A 17,464-nucleotide genomic window follows, 5' to 3' on the forward strand; every position below is an offset into this window, starting at 1 on the left:
TTTTTTAAGGTTAAAAATCTAAAGAAACTATCGAAATTTTAATAAATTCAATTTCAGAATAATTTAAGCATTTTAAAAAGTGGCTCGGAGTATCGATAAAATCGGTATTTGGTTGCGGAGGACGGATTTGAACCGCCGACCTTCGGGTTATGAGCCCGACGAGCTACCACTGCTCTACTCCGCGATAAGAGTTATTTGGGATTTTAAAATGTGGATGGGGTAAGAGGATTCGAACCTCTGAATGACTGGACCAAAACCAGTTGCCTTACCGCTTGGCGATACCCCAATGTTTTTAAGAGTTGTAATTATATAGACTTTAATGCCATTTGTCAAGGTTTTTTAAAAAAATATGTAAATTTATTTTATTTTTCAAAGTAGCTTTTTTAAAATTTAAAAATAAATGAAATGCTTTTATAGTATTTAAAATTTAACTATAACTTTTAAAACCCATGTGAAAATTTGCATGGGTTTATCTAGTTTTACGCCAAAAGCTCTTTTGCGATCATGCTTATGCGTTTTGCTTCAGCACTCGCTCCGATCTCATCTTTTGCCATTTTCATCACAGCGCCTAAATTTTTACCAACCTTTTCAATTATGCTTTTTATCTTCTCTTTTAACTCATCATCACTTAGCTGAGCCGGCAGATATGCCTTGATTAGTTCGATCTCGCTTTGCTCTTTTTTAGCTAGATCTTCTCTTGCTCCCTTTAGATAGAGCTCAACCGAGTCAGCTCTCTTTTTAATCTCTTTTTGAAGTAGCGGAAGCACGACCTCATCGGTCATCTCGATCCTTTGATCGACTTCAACCTGCTTAAGTGCTGCATTTAGCGTCCTTAAGGTGTCTCTTTTAAACTCATCTTTTGCTTTCATAGCCTCTTTTATGTCAGCCAAAATTTGCTCTCTTATGCTCATTTTCTCTCCTTTAAATTTTTGAAATCATAACTAAAATTTTGTGATAATTTCTTGAAATATGCCTTTTAAATAAGCCGCCCCTACGCCCTCTCTAAGCCCATCGTCTATCACTATAAATTTCGCTTTTTGCCCGCTTAAAAGCTCTTTTAAAAGCAGCGTTCCAGCGATGAGCGGATACTTTCTACTTCTTCCAACCACCACATCAGCGCTTTTGTCATCCATCTTTAAAAGCTCATTTACAAACCAAGCAAGATCGTCATTTTTAAGCTCATATCCTCTCACTTTTTTTGGATCATAACTCTCATAGTTTAGCCCAAGCTTTAGTGCTGCGATAGTGGTCGGCACGCCAGAAGTTAGCACGATTAGCTTGTTATCAAGACTTGTTAGAAATTTCCTTGCCTCTTTTGTATAAATTTTTGCATTTTCTTGCATCAGATCAAGCGTCTTAAACCTCTCGTAAAAGGTGATGATGCCAAATTTAAAGCTTATAAATTTTCCATCTTCGCCTATCTCTGAGCTTGCACCGCCGATGTCGATGATGCTAAATTTATCATTTATGCCAAGTTTTTTTAAGGCATTTTGCACGCCTAAAAATGTAAGTTTTGCTTCAGCTTGCCCGTCAATGATATGAAAATTTATGCCAAATTTCTCTCTTATCTCGCTAAAAATTTCTTCGCTATTTGATGCCACTCTAAATGCCTCAGTCGCAACTGCCGCGCATTTAAATTTAGTAAAGTCAAATTTGCTTTTAGCCTCCACTATCGCTTCAAAAAGCCTATTTTTAGCCTCCAAGCCTATCTTGCCACTTTCGTTTAAGCCCCTTGCAGCTCCAACTATTTTTTCATAAATTTGCTCGTTGCTAAAGCCATTTTGCACCTTTTTTATAAGCGCCACGCGAAAGGTGTTTGAGCCAAGATCGATCGCTATAACCAAAATTTATCCTTAATATTTTTGCCAAATTCTAACATATGATAATTTAGTATCATTTAAAGTGAGAAAATTCTAAAAACTTTAATAATTTTCAAGATATAATTTTGCCAAAAACTCTTACAAGGGGGCTTGATTGCTTCGAGATAACTTCTTGGCGTTAGTTATTTTTGCGATTTGCAGCGTTGGATTTTTCGTTTGGGGCTATCAATACATCCCGGCAAATAACTACTTTTTATTCTTAATCGCTGGTATGTTTGGTCTTTTTATGGCGTTTAATATCGGCGGAAATGACATTGCAAACAGCTTTGGCACAAGCGTCGGCGCAAAAACACTCACACTAAAACAAGCTCTTGTCATCGCAGCTATTTTTGAGCTTAGCGGCGCGATATTTGCAGGATCTGAGGTTACAAATACTATTAGAAACGAGATCGTGAAATTTCCAAGCGATCTAAACCCGATGAAATTTGTCATTATCATGATCTCAGCCCTTCTTAGCTCTGGTCTTTGGCTATTTTATGCGTCCAAAAAAGGTCTGCCAGTCTCGACCACTCACTCGATAGTTGGTGGTATCGTTGGCGCAGGACTTGCTATGGGATTTATGATAAAAGACCCTGAGCCATTTAATATGGTCTCTTGGGGCGAGATCGGCAGGATCGCCGTTAGCTGGGTCATCTCGCCACTGCTTGGCGGCGTGATGTCTTACATTATATTTGGCTACGTAAAAAGCAAAATAATCGAGCCAACGCACGAGCTAAAGACAAATTTAAAAGCGTTAAAAGCTGAGAGAAAAGCCTATAAAGAAAGCTTCATAAAAGCGCTTAAAACAAAGCCAGCTGAGGAGCAGATAGCCACTCTTTCAAAGATCGCAGTTATCGATGAAGACGAGATCGAAACCACTGAATACAGCGAATACCGCTCAAAAATTCGCATCATGAAAGATAGCGAAAAAGAGATAGATACCTTTAAAGCGATGAAAAAGCACATCCCTATCATCGCTGGATTTGCCGCAATGGTCATCTCGTCAATGATGCTTTTTAAAGGGCTTGAGCATATAAATTTAGCCTTTAGTATCATCCAAACAGTCTGGATTATCTTTGTCATCGGTGCTCTAGCATATCTTGCAAGCCTTGCTATCATAAACGTCATGAGTAAAAACGATAGCGAAAAGAGCATCAATAGAATTTTCTCATGGTTTCAAATTTTTACCGCTTCATCTTTTGCATTTTCGCACGGTGCAAACGACATCGCAAACGCAGTTGGACCATTTGCTGCTGTGCTTGATGTACTAAAGACTGGCTCTATAAACGAAAGCTCGCCGATACCTAGCATCGCAATGGTAACCTTTGGCATCTCGCTTGTCGTTGGACTTTGGTTTTTAGGCAAAGAGGTGATCACTACTATCGGCTCAAAACTAGCTGAAATTTTACCTACGACTGGCTTTAGCGCGGAGCTTGCCTCAAGTATCGTCATACTTCTAGCTACAAAGCTTGGCATACCAGTTAGCTCGACGCATATCCTAATAGGCGCGGTTTTAGGTATCGGCATCGTAAATAAAAACGCAAACTGGAAAATGGTAAGACCTATCATCCTAGCTTGGCTCATCACGCTTCCAGCAGCTGCTATCTCATCAGCTATATTTTACTTTGCCCTTGCTAAATTTCTAGGCGTTTAGAAAAACACTCTGCTTGTAAATTTAAAATTTGCAAGCAAATTTCATTTAAACTAAAATTTCTAATTTCTACGGATAAAAACTATCAGAAAAATAAAATTTTACTTACATTATTTAATAGATTAATTTATTAAAGATTAATCAATTTAGGCTAAAATACGACCATTTCAACAAAAGGACAGCTATGAAAAAAGATGTAAAAAAAGTTGTTTTAGCATACTCAGGCGGACTTGACACAAGTATTATTTTAAAGTGGCTCCAAGATGAATACAAATGCGAAGTAGTCACATTTACAGCTGACATCGGACAAGGTGAAGAGCTAGAGCCTGCACGCAAAAAAGCCCTAGCACTTGGCGTAAAACCTGAAAACATTTTTATAGAAGACTTAAGAGAAGAATTTGTACGTGATTATGTATTTCCAATGTTTAGAGCAAACGCAGTCTATGAGGGCGAATATCTGCTTGGCACATCAATCGCGCGCCCACTTATAGCAAAACGCCAAAGCGAGATCGCAAGACTTGTTGGTGCTGATGGTGTGAGCCACGGAGCAACAGGTAAAGGCAACGACCAAGTTCGCTTTGAGCTTGGCTACTACGCACTTGGCGACAACCTAACTATCATCGCTCCATGGCGCGAGTGGGATCTAAACAGCCGCGAAAAACTTTTGGCATACGCTGAGAAAAACGGCATAGATATCACCAAAAAACCAGGCAAGAGTCCATACTCAATGGACGCAAATTTACTTCACATAAGCTATGAGGGTCTAGTGCTTGAAGACCCAAGTCATGCACCAGAAGATGATATGTGGAGATGGACTGTAAGTCCAAAAGATGCTCCAGATAAGAGCGAGATCATTGAGATCGGCTATGAAAAAGGCGATCCAGTGAGCATAAACGGCAAAAAAATGAGTCCAGCTGAAATTTTAACCGAGCTAAACCGCCTTGGCGCAAAACACGGCATCGGCAGACTTGACATCGTAGAAAACCGCTCAGTTGGTATGAAGAGTCGCGGCTGCTACGAAACTCCAGGCGGCACGATAATGCTAAAAGCTCACAGAGCGATCGAGAGCATCACGCTTGACCGCGGTGCAGCTCACTTAAAAGATGAGATCATGCCAAAATATGCCGAGCTAATCTACAACGGCTACTGGTGGTCACCTGAGCGAAATATGCTCCAAGCGCTCATCGACAAAAGCCAAGAGCACGTAAATGGCTCTGTTAAAGTTGAGCTTTACAAAGGCAATGTGACTATCCTTGGCAGAAGCAGTAAAAATGATAATCTATTTAGCGAGGCATACTGCACATTTGAAGAAGATAGCGTTTATGATCAAAAAGATGCAGCTGGATTTATCAAACTAAATGCGCTTCGTTTCATCATCGCACGCAAAAATGGGCGAAAATTTGACTAAAAATAAAATTTAAAAGGATAAAAATGAAAGTATTATTAATAAAAGATGTAAAAGCACTTGGCAAAGCTGGCGAGATAAAAGAAGTAAAAGACGGCTATGGCAACAACTTCTTAATCGGTAAAGGCTTTGCAAAAGCAGCCACTCCAGATGTCCTTCGTCAATACGAAGCGGCTCAAAAAAGAAAGGCTGAAGAGCTAAAATATGAGATTGCAAATTTAGAAAAGCTTAAAGAAGAGCTTGCAAAAGTGACAGTCGTCGTCAAGAAAACTCTTGGTGCAAATGGCTCGCTTTTTGGCTCAGTTTCAAAAGAAGAGATCGCAGCAGAGCTTGAAAAGACACATCATTTGGTAGTTGAGAAAAAAGCTATCGATCTGGACACTCACCTAAAAGCAGTTGGTCTTTATGATGTCTCTATAAAGCTTGGACACTCGATAAATGCGACCTTAAAGGTTGATGTGCAAGGAGAGTAGATGTTTCATGCGACAACCATCTTAGCCTACAGAGGCAAAAATAAAGCGGTCATCGGCGGTGATGGACAGGTGAGCTTTGGCAACACCGTCTTAAAGGGCAACGCCGTAAAAATCCGCAAAATTCACAACGGCAAAGTCTTAGCTGGCTTTGCTGGCAGCACTGCTGATGCGTTTAATCTCTTTGACATGTTTGAGAAAAATTTAGAACATACAAAGGGCGATTTGCTAAAGGCAGTGATAGAATTTAGCAAAGAGTGGCGCAAAGACAAGTATCTAAGAAAGCTTGAAGCGATGATGCTTGTGCTTGATAGGGATAAAATTTTCTTACTTAGTGGCACTGGAGATGTTGTTGAGCCAGAAGATGGTAAGATAGCAGCTATCGGAAGTGGCGGCAACTACGCTCTCTCAGCGGCCCGTGCCTTAGATAAATTTGCCGATATCGACGAAGAGGAGCTAGTCAAAGAGAGCCTCAAGATCGCTGGCGAAATTTGCATCTATACAAATACAAACATCAAAACTTATGTTTTAGAATAAGAGAGAAAATGAACTTAACACCAAGAGAAATTGTTAAATTTTTAGATGACTATGTGATCGGTCAAAAGGACGCCAAAAAGATCATAGCGATCGCACTTCGCAACCGCTATCGCCGTATGAAGCTTGAAAAGAGCCTGCAAGATGACATCATGCCAAAAAATATCTTGATGATCGGCTCAACTGGCGTTGGTAAAACTGAGATCGCAAGGCGCCTTTCAAAGATGATGGGACTGCCATTTATAAAGGTCGAGGCTAGCAAATATACCGAGGTTGGCTTTGTTGGTCGTGACGTTGAAAGCATGGTAAGAGACCTTGCTATGGCGTCATATAATCTCGTAAAAAACGAGCAAAGCGAGAAAAATCAAGACAAGATAAATGCCTACATCGAAGAAAAGATCGTTTCAAAGCTACTTCCACCACTTCCAAAAGGTGCTAGCGAAGAGAAGCAAGCAGAGTACGCTAAGAGCTATGACAAGATGCTAAATAGGCTAAGAAACGGCGAACTTGACGAGCTAAGTATCGAGATCGAGGTGCAGCAAAACCCACTTGAAGCTGGCTCAAACGTGCCACCTGATATGGCGCAGATGCAAGAGAGCTTTATAAAGATAATTGGCATCGGTGGCAAGAATATCAAAAAAGAGATGAAGGTAAAAGACGCTAAAAAAGCCCTTCAAAGCGAAGCAAATGATAAAATTTTAGACCTTGAGAGCGTAAAAACAGAGGCTTTAAGAAGAGCTGAAAATGAAGGAATCATCTTTATAGACGAGATCGATAAAGTAGCCGTTGGTTCAGGTAGCTCAAACAGGCAAGACCCAAGCAAAGAAGGCGTGCAAAGAGACTTGTTACCTATCGTTGAGGGATCAAATGTAAATACTAAATTTGGAAATTTAAAGACAGATCACATTTTATTTATCGCAGCTGGCGCCTTTCACATAAGCAAGCCAAGCGATCTCATCCCAGAGCTTCAAGGCCGTTTTCCACTAAGGGTCGAGCTTGATAGCCTTGATGAGGATGCGCTTTATCAAATTTTAACACAGCCAAAAAATTCGCTTTTAAAACAATATATCGCGCTTCTTTCAACTGAAAACGTCGAGCTAGAATTTGACGATGAAGCGATAAAAGAGATAGCAAGGATCGCTCACGCAGCAAATGAAAAGATGGAAGATATCGGTGCTAGACGCCTTCACACGGTGATCGAGCGCGTGATAGAAGATATCAGCTTTGAGGCTAGCGAAAAGAGCGGCGAGAAGATAAATGTGACAAAAGAGCTTGTAAAAGAGCGCCTAAAAGACGTGGTCGAAGATCAAGATCTAGCGAGGTATATACTTTGAAATCAGGCTTTGTTAGCATCATAGGACGCACAAATGCTGGCAAAAGCTCGTTTTTAAATGCTTTATTAAACGAAAAGATCGCCATCGTCTCGCACAAGCAAAACGCAACTCGCAGAAAGATAAATGGCATCGTGATGAACGGCGAAGATCAGGTCATATTCACCGACACGCCAGGGCTTCACGAGAGCAACAAAGCGATAAATCAACTGCTAATTAGCCAAGCTATAAAATCGATGGGAGACTGCGATCTTATCGTATTTTTAGCGCCTATCCATGATGACACAAGTGACTACGAGAAATTTCTAGCTCTAAATCCTGAAAAACCACACATCTTAGTGCTAACAAAAGTCGATGAGAGCTCAAATGCAAAAGTGCTTGAAAAGATCACAAAGTATCAGAAATTTCAAGATAAATTTGCAGCACTTCTTACTTTTAGCACCAAGCAGCCTACCTATAAAAAGCCACTTCTTGATGAAATTTGCAAGCTTTTACCAGAGCATGAGTACTTTTATGATCCAGAATTTCTTACGACGACAAACGAGAAGGAAATTTTTAGAGAATTTATACTTGAAGCGATCTATGAAAATTTAAGCGACGAGATACCATATCTTAGTGATGCGATCATAAAAAGCGTAAAAGAAAAAACAGGTATAACTGAAATTTATGCGAGCATCATCACGGAGCGTGACATCCATAAAAGTATGATCATCGGGAAAAATGGTGAAACTATTAAACGAATAGGAATTTTTGCAAGAAAGTTAATACAAAATTTAACCAATACAAAGGTCTTTTTAAAGCTCGATGTAGTCGTTAAAAAAGGCTGGAGCAAAGAAGAAAAGAGCCTAAATCAGATAATCGGCTATTGATTTTTTATTTTAAAGATATTAAAATACCCGATATAAGCGTTTAGGAAGGTTTTTTGATTCATGATGAATATTAAAAAAAATAGTGAAATTTCTATAGTTGCACTAGATCCGTATGACTATAAAGGATTTCGTTATCACAACAGCAATGTAGAAGCTTTTAACTTTTCAAAAACAGTCAATAAACGCGACTTTTTCATCTCATACATAAAATTTAAAGACTTAAAAACAACAACTATTTTTATCCCTAGAAGCGTTGATAACGACACCCTTTACGAGGAGCTTTATTCAAAGGTCTATGCAGAGCTTTCGCTTGATCCTGCGCTTGATAATAAGATATTTTTCTCAGAAGGCTCTACAAAAGCTCAAGAGAGAATTTTTACTGTTTTTGCTATCACAAATGAAGATATAAATTCGACCTTTAAAGCGGTTGCAAAAAAAGTCCCATATATCGACTACCTTGCACCTGAGCCTTTGATCTACTCTGCTATTTATAAAAAAGGCTTGCTGCCTAGCACTCAAGCAGACTGCTTTATCGCGCTTAGAAAAGATGAATCATTTTTAAGCATATATTTAGATGGTGATTTTTTTACTGCTAGAGAAATTCGCTATAACTTAAACTATCTTAAAGATAAATTCTTAGAGCAAAGTGGCGATCGATTGAGTGATGAAAAATTTATCGAAGTTTTGTCTCAAAGAGGACTTGTAAATAAAGATGATGATGGCTTTAACTACGATTTAAACACAGTTTTTGAAGATTATATTTTTTATTTTAACGATATATTAAATATTATAAATAGCCAAAATGGCATATCTATAAAGAAAATTTACATAGATTGTGACTATGAGATCAAAAATTTTGCAAATTTCATCTCAACTAAACTTGGTTTGGATGCCGAGTATATAAACATAAAAGTTGCAATAAATAATAAAAACTATACTATCAACGAGCGTTATAACGTTATGGCTTTATATGGTAGGTTTTATACCAAAGAGCCATTTTATGAGAATTTTAACCTCTCAAATATGCTTCGTCCAGATCCATTTGTCAAAAGAAAAAGTGGCAAATTCTTGCTCACTTGCGCTACGGCATTTGCGCTAAGTATGTTATATCCAGCTTACAACTACATAGCTGGTCTTGTTTTAGAAAAAGACAGCGCAAGACTAAATGACGAATATAGCGTCTTAAACGCACAAGAGATGCAGATAAAAGAGACGCTAGCTAAAATTTCAAGAGAACAAGAGGCGGTAAAAGAGCAGACTCAAAAAGAGAATGAAAAGCTAAATTTTAGAAAAGGTCTGCTTGCTGAGATCGAAAATAAAAAAGATAATTACGCTATGAAGGGTTTAAATCTTTTTAAAATTACCGATATTTTAAATCTAAACGCAGTTCATATTACAAACATCGTAAATAACGATAGAAATTTGACTATAACTGCAGTTAGCGATAATGAAAAAAGGATAACCCAGTTGATCAAAGATATCAGCAAAGATGAAAAATACTTGGTAAATACTAAAAAAATTCGCTCCGATGACGCTAAACACGAGTATGAAAGTAATATAAGCATAGAGATTAGACAATGAGACAAGATATTTTAAGCAAAATGGATCAATACTTTGATAGCAAAAAGCCAAACGAAACAAACCTTATTTTTCTTGGCTCAGCGCTTATCATAGCTTATCTTGTTTATATGCTATGCTTTGATCCTGCGCAAAATTTCTTTGATGAAAAGCTTGATAATCACACGAGAATTTCTACAAAGTTAGAAAACACCAGAAACTATCTAGCCTCAGTGAGCTCCCCTGATGGCGATAGGAATTTCAAGATAAACGAAGAAAATAGAAATTTAAGTAATCTAAAACTTCGCTACACGAATATTTTGAAATTTAATACCTATTTTGATTCAAAGCTTAAAGAGCTTTCATTTTTACTTTTTGACAATCAAAACTGGGCAAACTATATAGATAGTATCGTGCTTTTGGCAAAACAAAATAATATAAAAATTTTAGAGCTTAAAAGCGATATAAAAGAGCCAAATTTCCAAAAGATAGAGCAAATTTTAAATATAGATGTCACTTGCCTTGGAAATTTTAAAGATATGCTTAGCTATATAAACGGACTTGAAGAGTCAAAACTCGTAGTAGATCTTCACAAGATGGATATAAATTCCACTCAAAAAGATCTAGGAGCTAAGCTCTCTATCTCTGTGTGGGGTATGAAGTACTGATGAAAAAATTTGGTTTATTTTTAATCTTAGCTCTAAGCCTATTTGGCAATGAGTTTGAAGGCGAGATGAAAAACTATGATGAAGTTTTTGTTAAGATAAAGGAGCAAAGAAAAGGGCTTAATGGCAGTGAAATTTCTAGCTTACAAGATCCTTTCAAGCTAAATTTGCCAGTTGCTCCAAAAGGCGATCAAAACACTACAAAGTACTCTTCTGCAAGGGGGTTTGTGCTAAAGGCCATTTTGCTAAATAAGGCAAATATAAATGGCAAGTGGTATAAAGTGGGAGATATGATTGATGATTACAATATCACAAGTGTTTATGGCAGCAAGGTTATCATCGTAAAAGATGATGAAAAACAAGAACTAACTCTTAAAAATGGAAGTAAAAATGTTGGTATCAAAATTAAGTAAATTTATTATAACTGCGGTGTTAGCTTCATTTTTAGCTACCCCTATAATGGCAAAACCAAGCACATGCTTGAGTAAAAATTTTAGTATGAAGATCACAGACGATATAAGTCTTGGCGATGTTTTAAACCAGCTCTCTGAAATGTGCGATTTTAGTATCGTTGCAAAAGATGCTTATAGCAAAAAAGAGCTTGATGATAAAGTCTTTGGCGTAAATATAAGAAATATGAGCCTAAGCGAAGTCTTTGATCTGCTTTTAAACGAGAAAAATTTAAGCTATGAGTTTTCAAATAATGTCTTAAAAATCTCATCGCTTCAAACAAAAATTTTTAAAATAGACTATATCACCTCTATCCGTGAGGGCACAGCTATCACAAAAGCTTCAGTTGATGCCTCTCCGTCAGAAGTAGGCAATAGCTCAAGCAGCGATACTAGCTCAAATGATATAAAAAATGAAAACAACTTGATAAGAACAACTGAGAAATTTGACTTCTGGGAGAAGCTTGATGCTGAGCTAAAAGCTATCTTAAATAATAGCAGTGAGCACATCACAGCGCCAGATCCTATCATAAACCAAAATGCTGGACTTATCACGGTTACAGCTACCCCATCACAGCTAAAACGCGTTGAAAAATATATAGCTGAAATGCAAAGAAGACTTAAAAAACAAGTCATCATCGACGTTTCTATCATCGCAGTTGATCTAAATAATGAGTATAAGCAAGGCGTTGATTGGAGTAAATTTGAGCTCGGATTTAACTCATATATCGGCAACCAAGGCTCTAGCACCGGTTCAAGTGCAAGCTGGACAAACAAGGGCAACAGCTTAAGCGATGGCTTTGGTCGCACACTAAATATCGCTGCAAATTTAAACTTTAGCCTTGATGGTATGATAAATTTCCTTGAAACAAATGGCAAAACAAAGGTCGTTTCAAGTCCAAAAGTAACCACTCTAAACAACCAACAAGCGCTAATCTCTGTGGGCGATAATATAAACTACCGCGTAATGGAAGAGACAGATAATGGTAGCAACAATAACAATAACAACAGGCTTACAACAACTTATAAACAATACTCTGTATTTATCGGTATCTTGTTAAATTTACTCCCAGAAGTCTCAGATAACAATAAGATCATGCTTCGCATCAATCCAAGCTTAAGCAGCTTTAAGTATGCAGAAGATGACACAAGATCACAAAATACAGCCATTAGAGAGATCGCCCCTGATACAGTTCAGAAAAAACTCTCAACAGTAGTTCAGGTAAATAGCGGCGATACGATCATACTTGGCGGACTTATCGGACAGACCAAAGATAAGCAAAACACAGCTGTGCCACTTCTAGCCGACATACCTTTGATAGGAAGCGTCTTTAAAAGCACAAGAGATGGCGTAAGAACTACTGAGCTTATCTTTGTCATCACGCCAAGAGTTGTTGATCTTGAAGATCCAAAACCAGTTCAGCAGTCGCTAAAAGATCTAGGATTTTCTAAATCGATCTATGAGTAACGAAAATATTTATACACATATAAAAGATGTTTTCATAGATGAAGACGAGAGTTTAAATTTCGTAAATTTAGACAACTCTATAAGCTGCTACAACAAGATAGTTTTAGCTCTAAAAAAGCCACTAAAGCTCATCTTATTTTATGGCAAGCCAGGTAGCGGCAAGACCTTTTTGTTAAACAAGATCGCAAATGATCTAAAAGAGGATAAAAGTCTCATCTTTTTCCCACATCCATTTTTTAGTGAGGCGACATTTATCGAAGCGCTTTGTGAGCAAATTTATGGAAAAAAGCTTGAAGATATAAACAACTTTGAGAGCTTTATAAAATTTTATTCAAAAGACTTTAGCAATAAAGATGAAATTTTAAAAAATCAAATGACGGTTATCCTAGATGAAGCGCAGCTCTATCCGACTGAGCTTATCGAGAAGATAAGGCTTATGGCTGATACTAGGATGTTTAAATTTCTCTTTACGATACACAAAACCGAAAACGAAGATATTTTGGCAAAAGATTATTTTCAGACTAGAATTTGGGAGAGCATCGAGCTAAGTAGCGCTGATGTAAATGAGATCATCATCTACTTGCAAAGAAAGCTTAGCCAAAAAAACTATGACAAATATCTTAAATTTGAGAAAAAAGATTACGAGTGCGCCTACTCATTTTGCGGTGGGAATTTAAGAACGCTAAACAAGATCATGTATAAATTCTATGAAATTTGCGAATACTACGAGCAGTATCAGCCTTCAAAGCTTAGCGGCGATAAGGCAAACACCATGATACTCACCATGGCTGCACTTGATGCGGGGCTAATCGATGCTTGAACCACAAGAAATTCAAAGATTAGAAAAGCTTTATGAAAGCTACAAGAAAAAAAATGGCGGCTTTTTGCATAAAATTTTTAATGCCAAAAACTCTAAAATTTTAATCATCGAGCTTTTACTTATCATCATTTTGCTGGCTGCATTGATAGCGCTAAGCATAGAGAAAACTCCAAGCCTTGCTAGCAAAAGCGATAAAATTTTAGCCAAAAATGCAACCGCAGTAAAAATGGTAGAAAAAAACGAAACAAATGCAAGCATTCTTAGCGAGCTAAAGCAAAAGAGCGAGGTTGCTAAGGCTAAATTTGAAGAGGGTAAGAAGCAAGATGAGCTAGCTGACAAGATAGCTAAAAAGCTAGAAGAGGTTGTAAAGATAAACGAAACAAACGATACTTCAAAAAATGACCAAAAAAAGCAAAGAAGCTCACAAGGTTGGCTTAAGCTAAATATCCCTGATGAAGAGCCGCTTACCGAGCAAAATGGTATAAGCGTGCCACAAGATGAAGTGATAGATCTTGAGTCAAAACCAGTTAGAAAGCGTGTAAATATACAAGTAACTTCAGCATCAAATGAAGAGAGCGTGCTAAGAGATCAATTTCTAAAAACAAACAATCCAACTATCGCACTTGAGCTTGCTAGATTAAATTTTAGAAACAATAATTTCAAAGAAGCTATAAAGTGGTCGCTTGCAGCAAACGATATAGATAATAGCTTAGAGGAGTCATGGATCATCTTTGCAAAGTCAAAATATAAGCTAAAACAAAGCGATGATGCCGTCAAAGCTCTAAGGGAGTATAATAAAAACTTAAACAAAGCTTCTATAAATGAGCTTATAAATAAGATAAAAAGTGGAACATTATGAAATTTTTTGTTATTTTTTTGGTTTTTGTTTGTGAAGTTTTTGCTGTTAGCCTGACTGAGATAAGGGATGACTTTAATAGCGCAAACTATGCAAAAGTCTGCAACCAAAAGGTTGAGGACTTTTTAAAAACACAAAATAACGAAGAGCAAATTTCTATGTTTGGCATCGCTTGCATAAAGATGAACGATCTAAACAGGCTAGCAACTCCGATCGATAAGCTAGTAAAGAGCGAAAAATCAAGAGAAAATGCTGCCTATTTTGCTGACATCTTGTTTAAGAAAAAGCTCTTATTTCACGCTATGATAGATGGCGTTGATATAAGCTATATCAGGCTTCCAAAGAGTGATTATATACTTTCATTTTTGTTTGATAAATTTGTAAAAAAAGAGTATGTCGAAGAGCTTGGCACATTTATCTTTGAAGAGCCAAATTCTGACACAAGATATGAGATAAGCCCAACAAATGGACAAATACCAAAGCTAGTGCTTAAAATTTTTAAAAATAACGACCTGAAATCACAAATAGAGTATAGATAATGAAAAATGTAGAAAATGTAATCTTAAAAAATATAGAACAAAACAGCAAACTAAGCACATCAGATATAGAAAAGATAAAGCAGATAAGCGAGCAAGAAGGCAAAGGCCTTGTTAAAATTTTAAGAGATGAAAATTTACTAAATGACGATGACTTTATGGAAATTTTGTCTGATATTTATAGGAGAGGGCATGTAAATATCGATGAAATTTCAAACGACCTTGAGCTTGATATCAAGGCTTTTGTTAAATTTATAAGCGAGAAATTTAAGGTTTTATACTTTGACCTTGATGATATCGACATCGACTATCGTATCAGCGAAAAACTAAGCACCGCTCAGCTAAAGACATATAGCGCGATCCCAGTAAAAGAGGATGAGATAAGCGTATATGTCGCTTTTAAAAATCCATTTGACGTTATGGCTCAAGATAAGGTGCAAAATTTATTTAATAGAAAACTGCTAAAAGTTGCCATCGCTCAGCCAACTCAGATAGAAAAATATATAAGCAAGCTAGCACTAAATGAGAGCATAAAAGATGTGATAACAGAGATCAGAAGAGAGCTTTCAAGCTCGGCTAGCCAAGGTCAAAACAGTGAAAACTCTGGAATTTTAAAGCTAATCGAGATCATCTTAAAAACATCTATCCAAAGCAGAGCCAGCGACATCCACATCGAGCCAACCGAGACAAACTGCATCGTAAGAAGCAGGATCGATGGCATGCTAAGCGAGACATTTATATTTGATAAAGATATCTATCCACCGATGGTTAGCCGTATGAAGCTACTTTCAAACATGGATATCGCAGAGCGCCGCCGCCCACAAGATGGTAGATTTTCAGCTCAAATTTTAGACAAAGAGTATGATTTTCGTATCTCGACACTACCTATATTAAATGGCGAAAGTATTGTTTTAAGAATTCTTGATAAGTCAAAGGTCATTATAAATTTAGAAGACCTCGGCATGCACCCAGACAACTTCTCTAAATTTAAAAAGAGCATGAAAGCACCTTATGGTATCATTTTAGTCACTGGTCCAACAGGATCAGGTAAGACTACGACGCTTTATGGCGCGCTAAATGATATAAAAAGTGTAAAAACTAAGATCATCACAGTTGAAGATCCGGTTGAGTATCAGCTAAATATGATCCAACAAGTGCATGTAAATGAAAAGGCTGGTCTTACCTTTGTCTCAGCTCTTCGCTCTATCTTGAGGCAAGACCCAGATGTCATAATGATAGGCGAGATCAGGGATCAAGAGACACTTCGCATAGCGATACAAGCAGCACTTACTGGTCACCTTGTCTTTTCTACACTTCACACAAATGACGCCATTAGCGCGCTTCCTCGTATGATAGATATGGGCATCGAGCCTTATCTAGTAAGTGGTGCGCTCGTTTGCATAGAGGCTCAAAGGCTTGTTAGAAAGCTCTGCCCACACTGCAAACAAAAGATCACTCTATCTCAAAAGGCATTTGACGAGGTTAAGAAATTTGTCCCTGAAAACTACCAGTTTTACAAAAGCGTCGGATGTCCGCAATGCTCACAAACTGGGTATCTAGGACGTGAGATGATAAGTGAAATTTTACCTATTAGCGACCATATAGCAAGCATGGTTGCAAATGGCGCTTCTAAAGATGAGCTTAAAAGCGTAGCTTACGAAGAGGGCTTTATAGATATGTTTCATGATGGCGTCATAAGAGCGGCAAATGGCATAACCACGCTTGAAGAAGTTTATAGGGTTGCTAAGATATGAAATACTTTGAGGTTGAGTATATCCAAAACGGCAAACGCCATAAGATGAGCCTAAGAGCGAACAATAAAAACGAGATCAAAGATAAAGCAAATGTCACTGGCATGATCGTAAAGATCAAAGAGACGCAAACTTCTAGCATAAATAACTTTGAAAATTTACAAAATGTGATCGCAAAGGCTTTTACTAATCCAAAGGTGAAAATCCCAAATTTAGTAGCCACTATAAGGCAGCTTAGCGTTATGACAAATGCTGGAATTTCTATCCACGATAGCATTAAAGAGGTTGCAAACTCTACTGAGGATAAGCGCCTTAAATTTATATTTCAAACGATAGATGAGGAGCTAAATCAAGGCTCAAGTCTTACAAATAGTATAGAAAATTTTAAAGAAGAGCTAGGCGACGTGACGCTAGCGATGATAAGACTAGGGGAAAGCACTGGTAATATGGCTGACGCGCTTGCAAAGCTCGCCTCTATCTTGCAAGAGGTCTGGGACAATCAGCAAAAATTTAAAAAAGCTATCCGCTATCCGATAACAGTCATCTGCGCGATCATCATCGCCTTTGTCATCCTTATGATACTTGTTGTGCCGCAGTTTAGAGAAATTTTCGAGCAGTTAAATGCAGAGCTACCACTGCCAACTAAAATTTTGCTAAATATCGAATACGTCATGACAAACTACGGCTTTTATATCCTTGGAGCACTTGCATTTATCGGATATTTACTTAGAAAATACTACCTTGAGAGTGAAGAATTTCAAGATAAGGTCGATAAATACCTTTTGAAAGTCTATCTCATCGGCAAGATCATATTTTATTCGAATATGAGCAGATTTAACCTCATCTTTACAGAGCTTGTTCGAGCTGGTTTGCCTATAGCAGATGCCCTTGATACGGCTGTGATAACGGTCTCAAACAAAGATATCAAAAAGAAGCTAAGCGGCGTTAAGATACTTGTTGGTAGGGGCGTTAGCCTAACGGAAGCTTTTAGAGATACAAATTTATATGAAAATATGCTCATACAGATGATAAGCGCTGGCGAGCAAAGCGGTAGCTTGGATGATATGACTGGAAAAGTAACTGACTATTACAGGATGAAATTTAACGATATTATTGATAACATCTCAAACTATATCGAGCCTATCTTGCTCGTTTTTATAGCAGGTATGGTGCTTTTACTAGCTCTTGGTATATTTTTGCCGATGTGGGATCTATCAAAAGCCGTTAAAAACTAAAATAATTA

General features: G+C 37.6%; 17 protein-coding genes and 2 tRNA genes. 15 read left to right on the forward strand and 4 right to left on the reverse strand.

The genetic code is table 11. From position 1 onward, the window contains the following. Window positions 1-109: 109 nt before the first annotated feature. The 4 genes from F3G98_RS05205 to F3G98_RS05220 all read right to left on the reverse strand — a co-directional run bounded on the left by F3G98_RS05205 (window position 110) and on the right by F3G98_RS05220 (window position 1,844). A tRNA-Met gene (locus tag F3G98_RS05205) sits at window positions 110-184 on the reverse strand. 27 nt (window positions 185-211) lie between these two features. Then, window positions 212-286: transfer RNA gene (locus F3G98_RS05210), tRNA-Gln, on the reverse strand. A 193-nt stretch (window positions 287-479) separates the two neighbouring features. Beyond that, window positions 480-911, reverse strand: coding sequence for a GatB/YqeY domain-containing protein (locus F3G98_RS05215; RefSeq protein ID WP_009293851.1), 432 nt, complete (start codon window positions 909-911; stop codon window positions 480-482). Between the two features lie 30 nt (window positions 912-941). After that, entirely contained in the window at window positions 942-1,844 is a 903-nt protein-coding gene (locus F3G98_RS05220; protein WP_103608111.1) for a Ppx/GppA phosphatase family protein, read from the reverse strand. A 130-nt stretch (window positions 1,845-1,974) separates the two neighbouring features. Between F3G98_RS05220 and F3G98_RS05225 the strand changes: the two genes are divergently transcribed. From F3G98_RS05225 to F3G98_RS05295, 15 genes are all read left to right on the forward strand, one after another. Beyond that, the gene (locus tag F3G98_RS05225; protein WP_149725833.1) at window positions 1,975-3,513 is read left to right on the forward strand and encodes an inorganic phosphate transporter; all 1,539 of its coding nucleotides are present in this window, start codon (window positions 1,975-1,977) and stop codon (window positions 3,511-3,513) included. A gap of 181 nt (window positions 3,514-3,694) precedes the next feature. After that, window positions 3,695-4,918 carry an argininosuccinate synthase gene (locus F3G98_RS05230; RefSeq protein ID WP_021086204.1) on the forward strand — a complete coding sequence of 408 codons (1,224 nt, stop codon included), beginning with the start codon at window positions 3,695-3,697 and terminating at the stop codon, window positions 4,916-4,918. Between the two features lie 23 nt (window positions 4,919-4,941). Next, entirely contained in the window at window positions 4,942-5,388 is a 447-nt protein-coding gene (rplI, locus tag F3G98_RS05235) for a 50S ribosomal protein L9 (RefSeq protein WP_021086217.1), read from the forward strand. Then, complete coding sequence (gene hslV / locus F3G98_RS05240; protein ID WP_103608110.1) at window positions 5,389-5,922, forward strand: ATP-dependent protease subunit HslV; 534 nt, start codon at window positions 5,389-5,391, stop codon at window positions 5,920-5,922. Between the two features lie 8 nt (window positions 5,923-5,930). Next, on the forward strand, window positions 5,931-7,253 hold the full coding sequence (gene hslU, locus F3G98_RS05245; RefSeq protein WP_012001741.1) for an ATP-dependent protease ATPase subunit HslU: 1,323 nt from the start codon (window positions 5,931-5,933) through the stop codon (window positions 7,251-7,253). Continuing rightward, window positions 7,250-8,119 carry a GTPase Era gene (gene era / locus F3G98_RS05250; RefSeq protein ID WP_103608109.1) on the forward strand — a complete coding sequence of 290 codons (870 nt, stop codon included), beginning with the start codon at window positions 7,250-7,252 and terminating at the stop codon, window positions 8,117-8,119. The genes hslU and era overlap by 4 nt, the downstream gene beginning before the upstream one ends. Before the next feature lie 60 nt (window positions 8,120-8,179). Beyond that, entirely contained in the window at window positions 8,180-9,700 is a 1,521-nt protein-coding gene (locus F3G98_RS05255; RefSeq protein ID WP_103608108.1) for a PilN family protein, read from the forward strand. Continuing rightward, a complete protein-coding gene (locus tag F3G98_RS05260; protein WP_103608107.1) occupies window positions 9,697-10,344 on the forward strand; it encodes a pilus assembly protein PilO in 648 nt (215 codons plus the stop codon). Before F3G98_RS05255 ends, F3G98_RS05260 begins: the two co-directional genes overlap by 4 nt. Next, window positions 10,344-10,754, forward strand: coding sequence for a hypothetical protein (locus tag F3G98_RS05265; protein WP_103608106.1), 411 nt, complete (start codon window positions 10,344-10,346; stop codon window positions 10,752-10,754). The genes F3G98_RS05260 and F3G98_RS05265 overlap by 1 nt, the downstream gene beginning before the upstream one ends. Continuing rightward, window positions 10,732-12,258, forward strand: coding sequence for a pilus (MSHA type) biogenesis protein MshL (mshL, locus tag F3G98_RS05270; RefSeq protein ID WP_149722002.1), 1,527 nt, complete (start codon window positions 10,732-10,734; stop codon window positions 12,256-12,258). The genes F3G98_RS05265 and mshL overlap by 23 nt, the downstream gene beginning before the upstream one ends. Next, window positions 12,251-13,078 (forward strand): ATP-binding protein, encoded by an 828-nt coding sequence (locus F3G98_RS05275; protein WP_009293844.1) that lies wholly within the window; start codon window positions 12,251-12,253, stop codon window positions 13,076-13,078. Before mshL ends, F3G98_RS05275 begins: the two co-directional genes overlap by 8 nt. Further along, on the forward strand, window positions 13,071-13,937 hold the full coding sequence (locus tag F3G98_RS05280; protein ID WP_149725834.1) for a CDC27 family protein: 867 nt from the start codon (window positions 13,071-13,073) through the stop codon (window positions 13,935-13,937). Before F3G98_RS05275 ends, F3G98_RS05280 begins: the two co-directional genes overlap by 8 nt. Continuing rightward, complete coding sequence (locus F3G98_RS05285; protein WP_012001749.1) at window positions 13,934-14,473, forward strand: hypothetical protein; 540 nt, start codon at window positions 13,934-13,936, stop codon at window positions 14,471-14,473. Before F3G98_RS05280 ends, F3G98_RS05285 begins: the two co-directional genes overlap by 4 nt. Next, window positions 14,473-16,224, forward strand: a complete 1,752-nt coding sequence (locus tag F3G98_RS05290) for a GspE/PulE family protein (protein ID WP_149725835.1) — start codon at window positions 14,473-14,475, stop codon at window positions 16,222-16,224. Before F3G98_RS05285 ends, F3G98_RS05290 begins: the two co-directional genes overlap by 1 nt. Further along, window positions 16,221-17,456 carry a type II secretion system F family protein gene (locus F3G98_RS05295; protein WP_103639469.1) on the forward strand — a complete coding sequence of 412 codons (1,236 nt, stop codon included), beginning with the start codon at window positions 16,221-16,223 and terminating at the stop codon, window positions 17,454-17,456. The genes F3G98_RS05290 and F3G98_RS05295 overlap by 4 nt, the downstream gene beginning before the upstream one ends. Window positions 17,457-17,464 lie beyond the last annotated feature (8 nt).

The organism is Campylobacter concisus, assembly GCF_902460895.1.
Classification (GTDB): domain Bacteria; phylum Campylobacterota; class Campylobacteria; order Campylobacterales; family Campylobacteraceae; genus Campylobacter_A; species Campylobacter_A concisus_BC.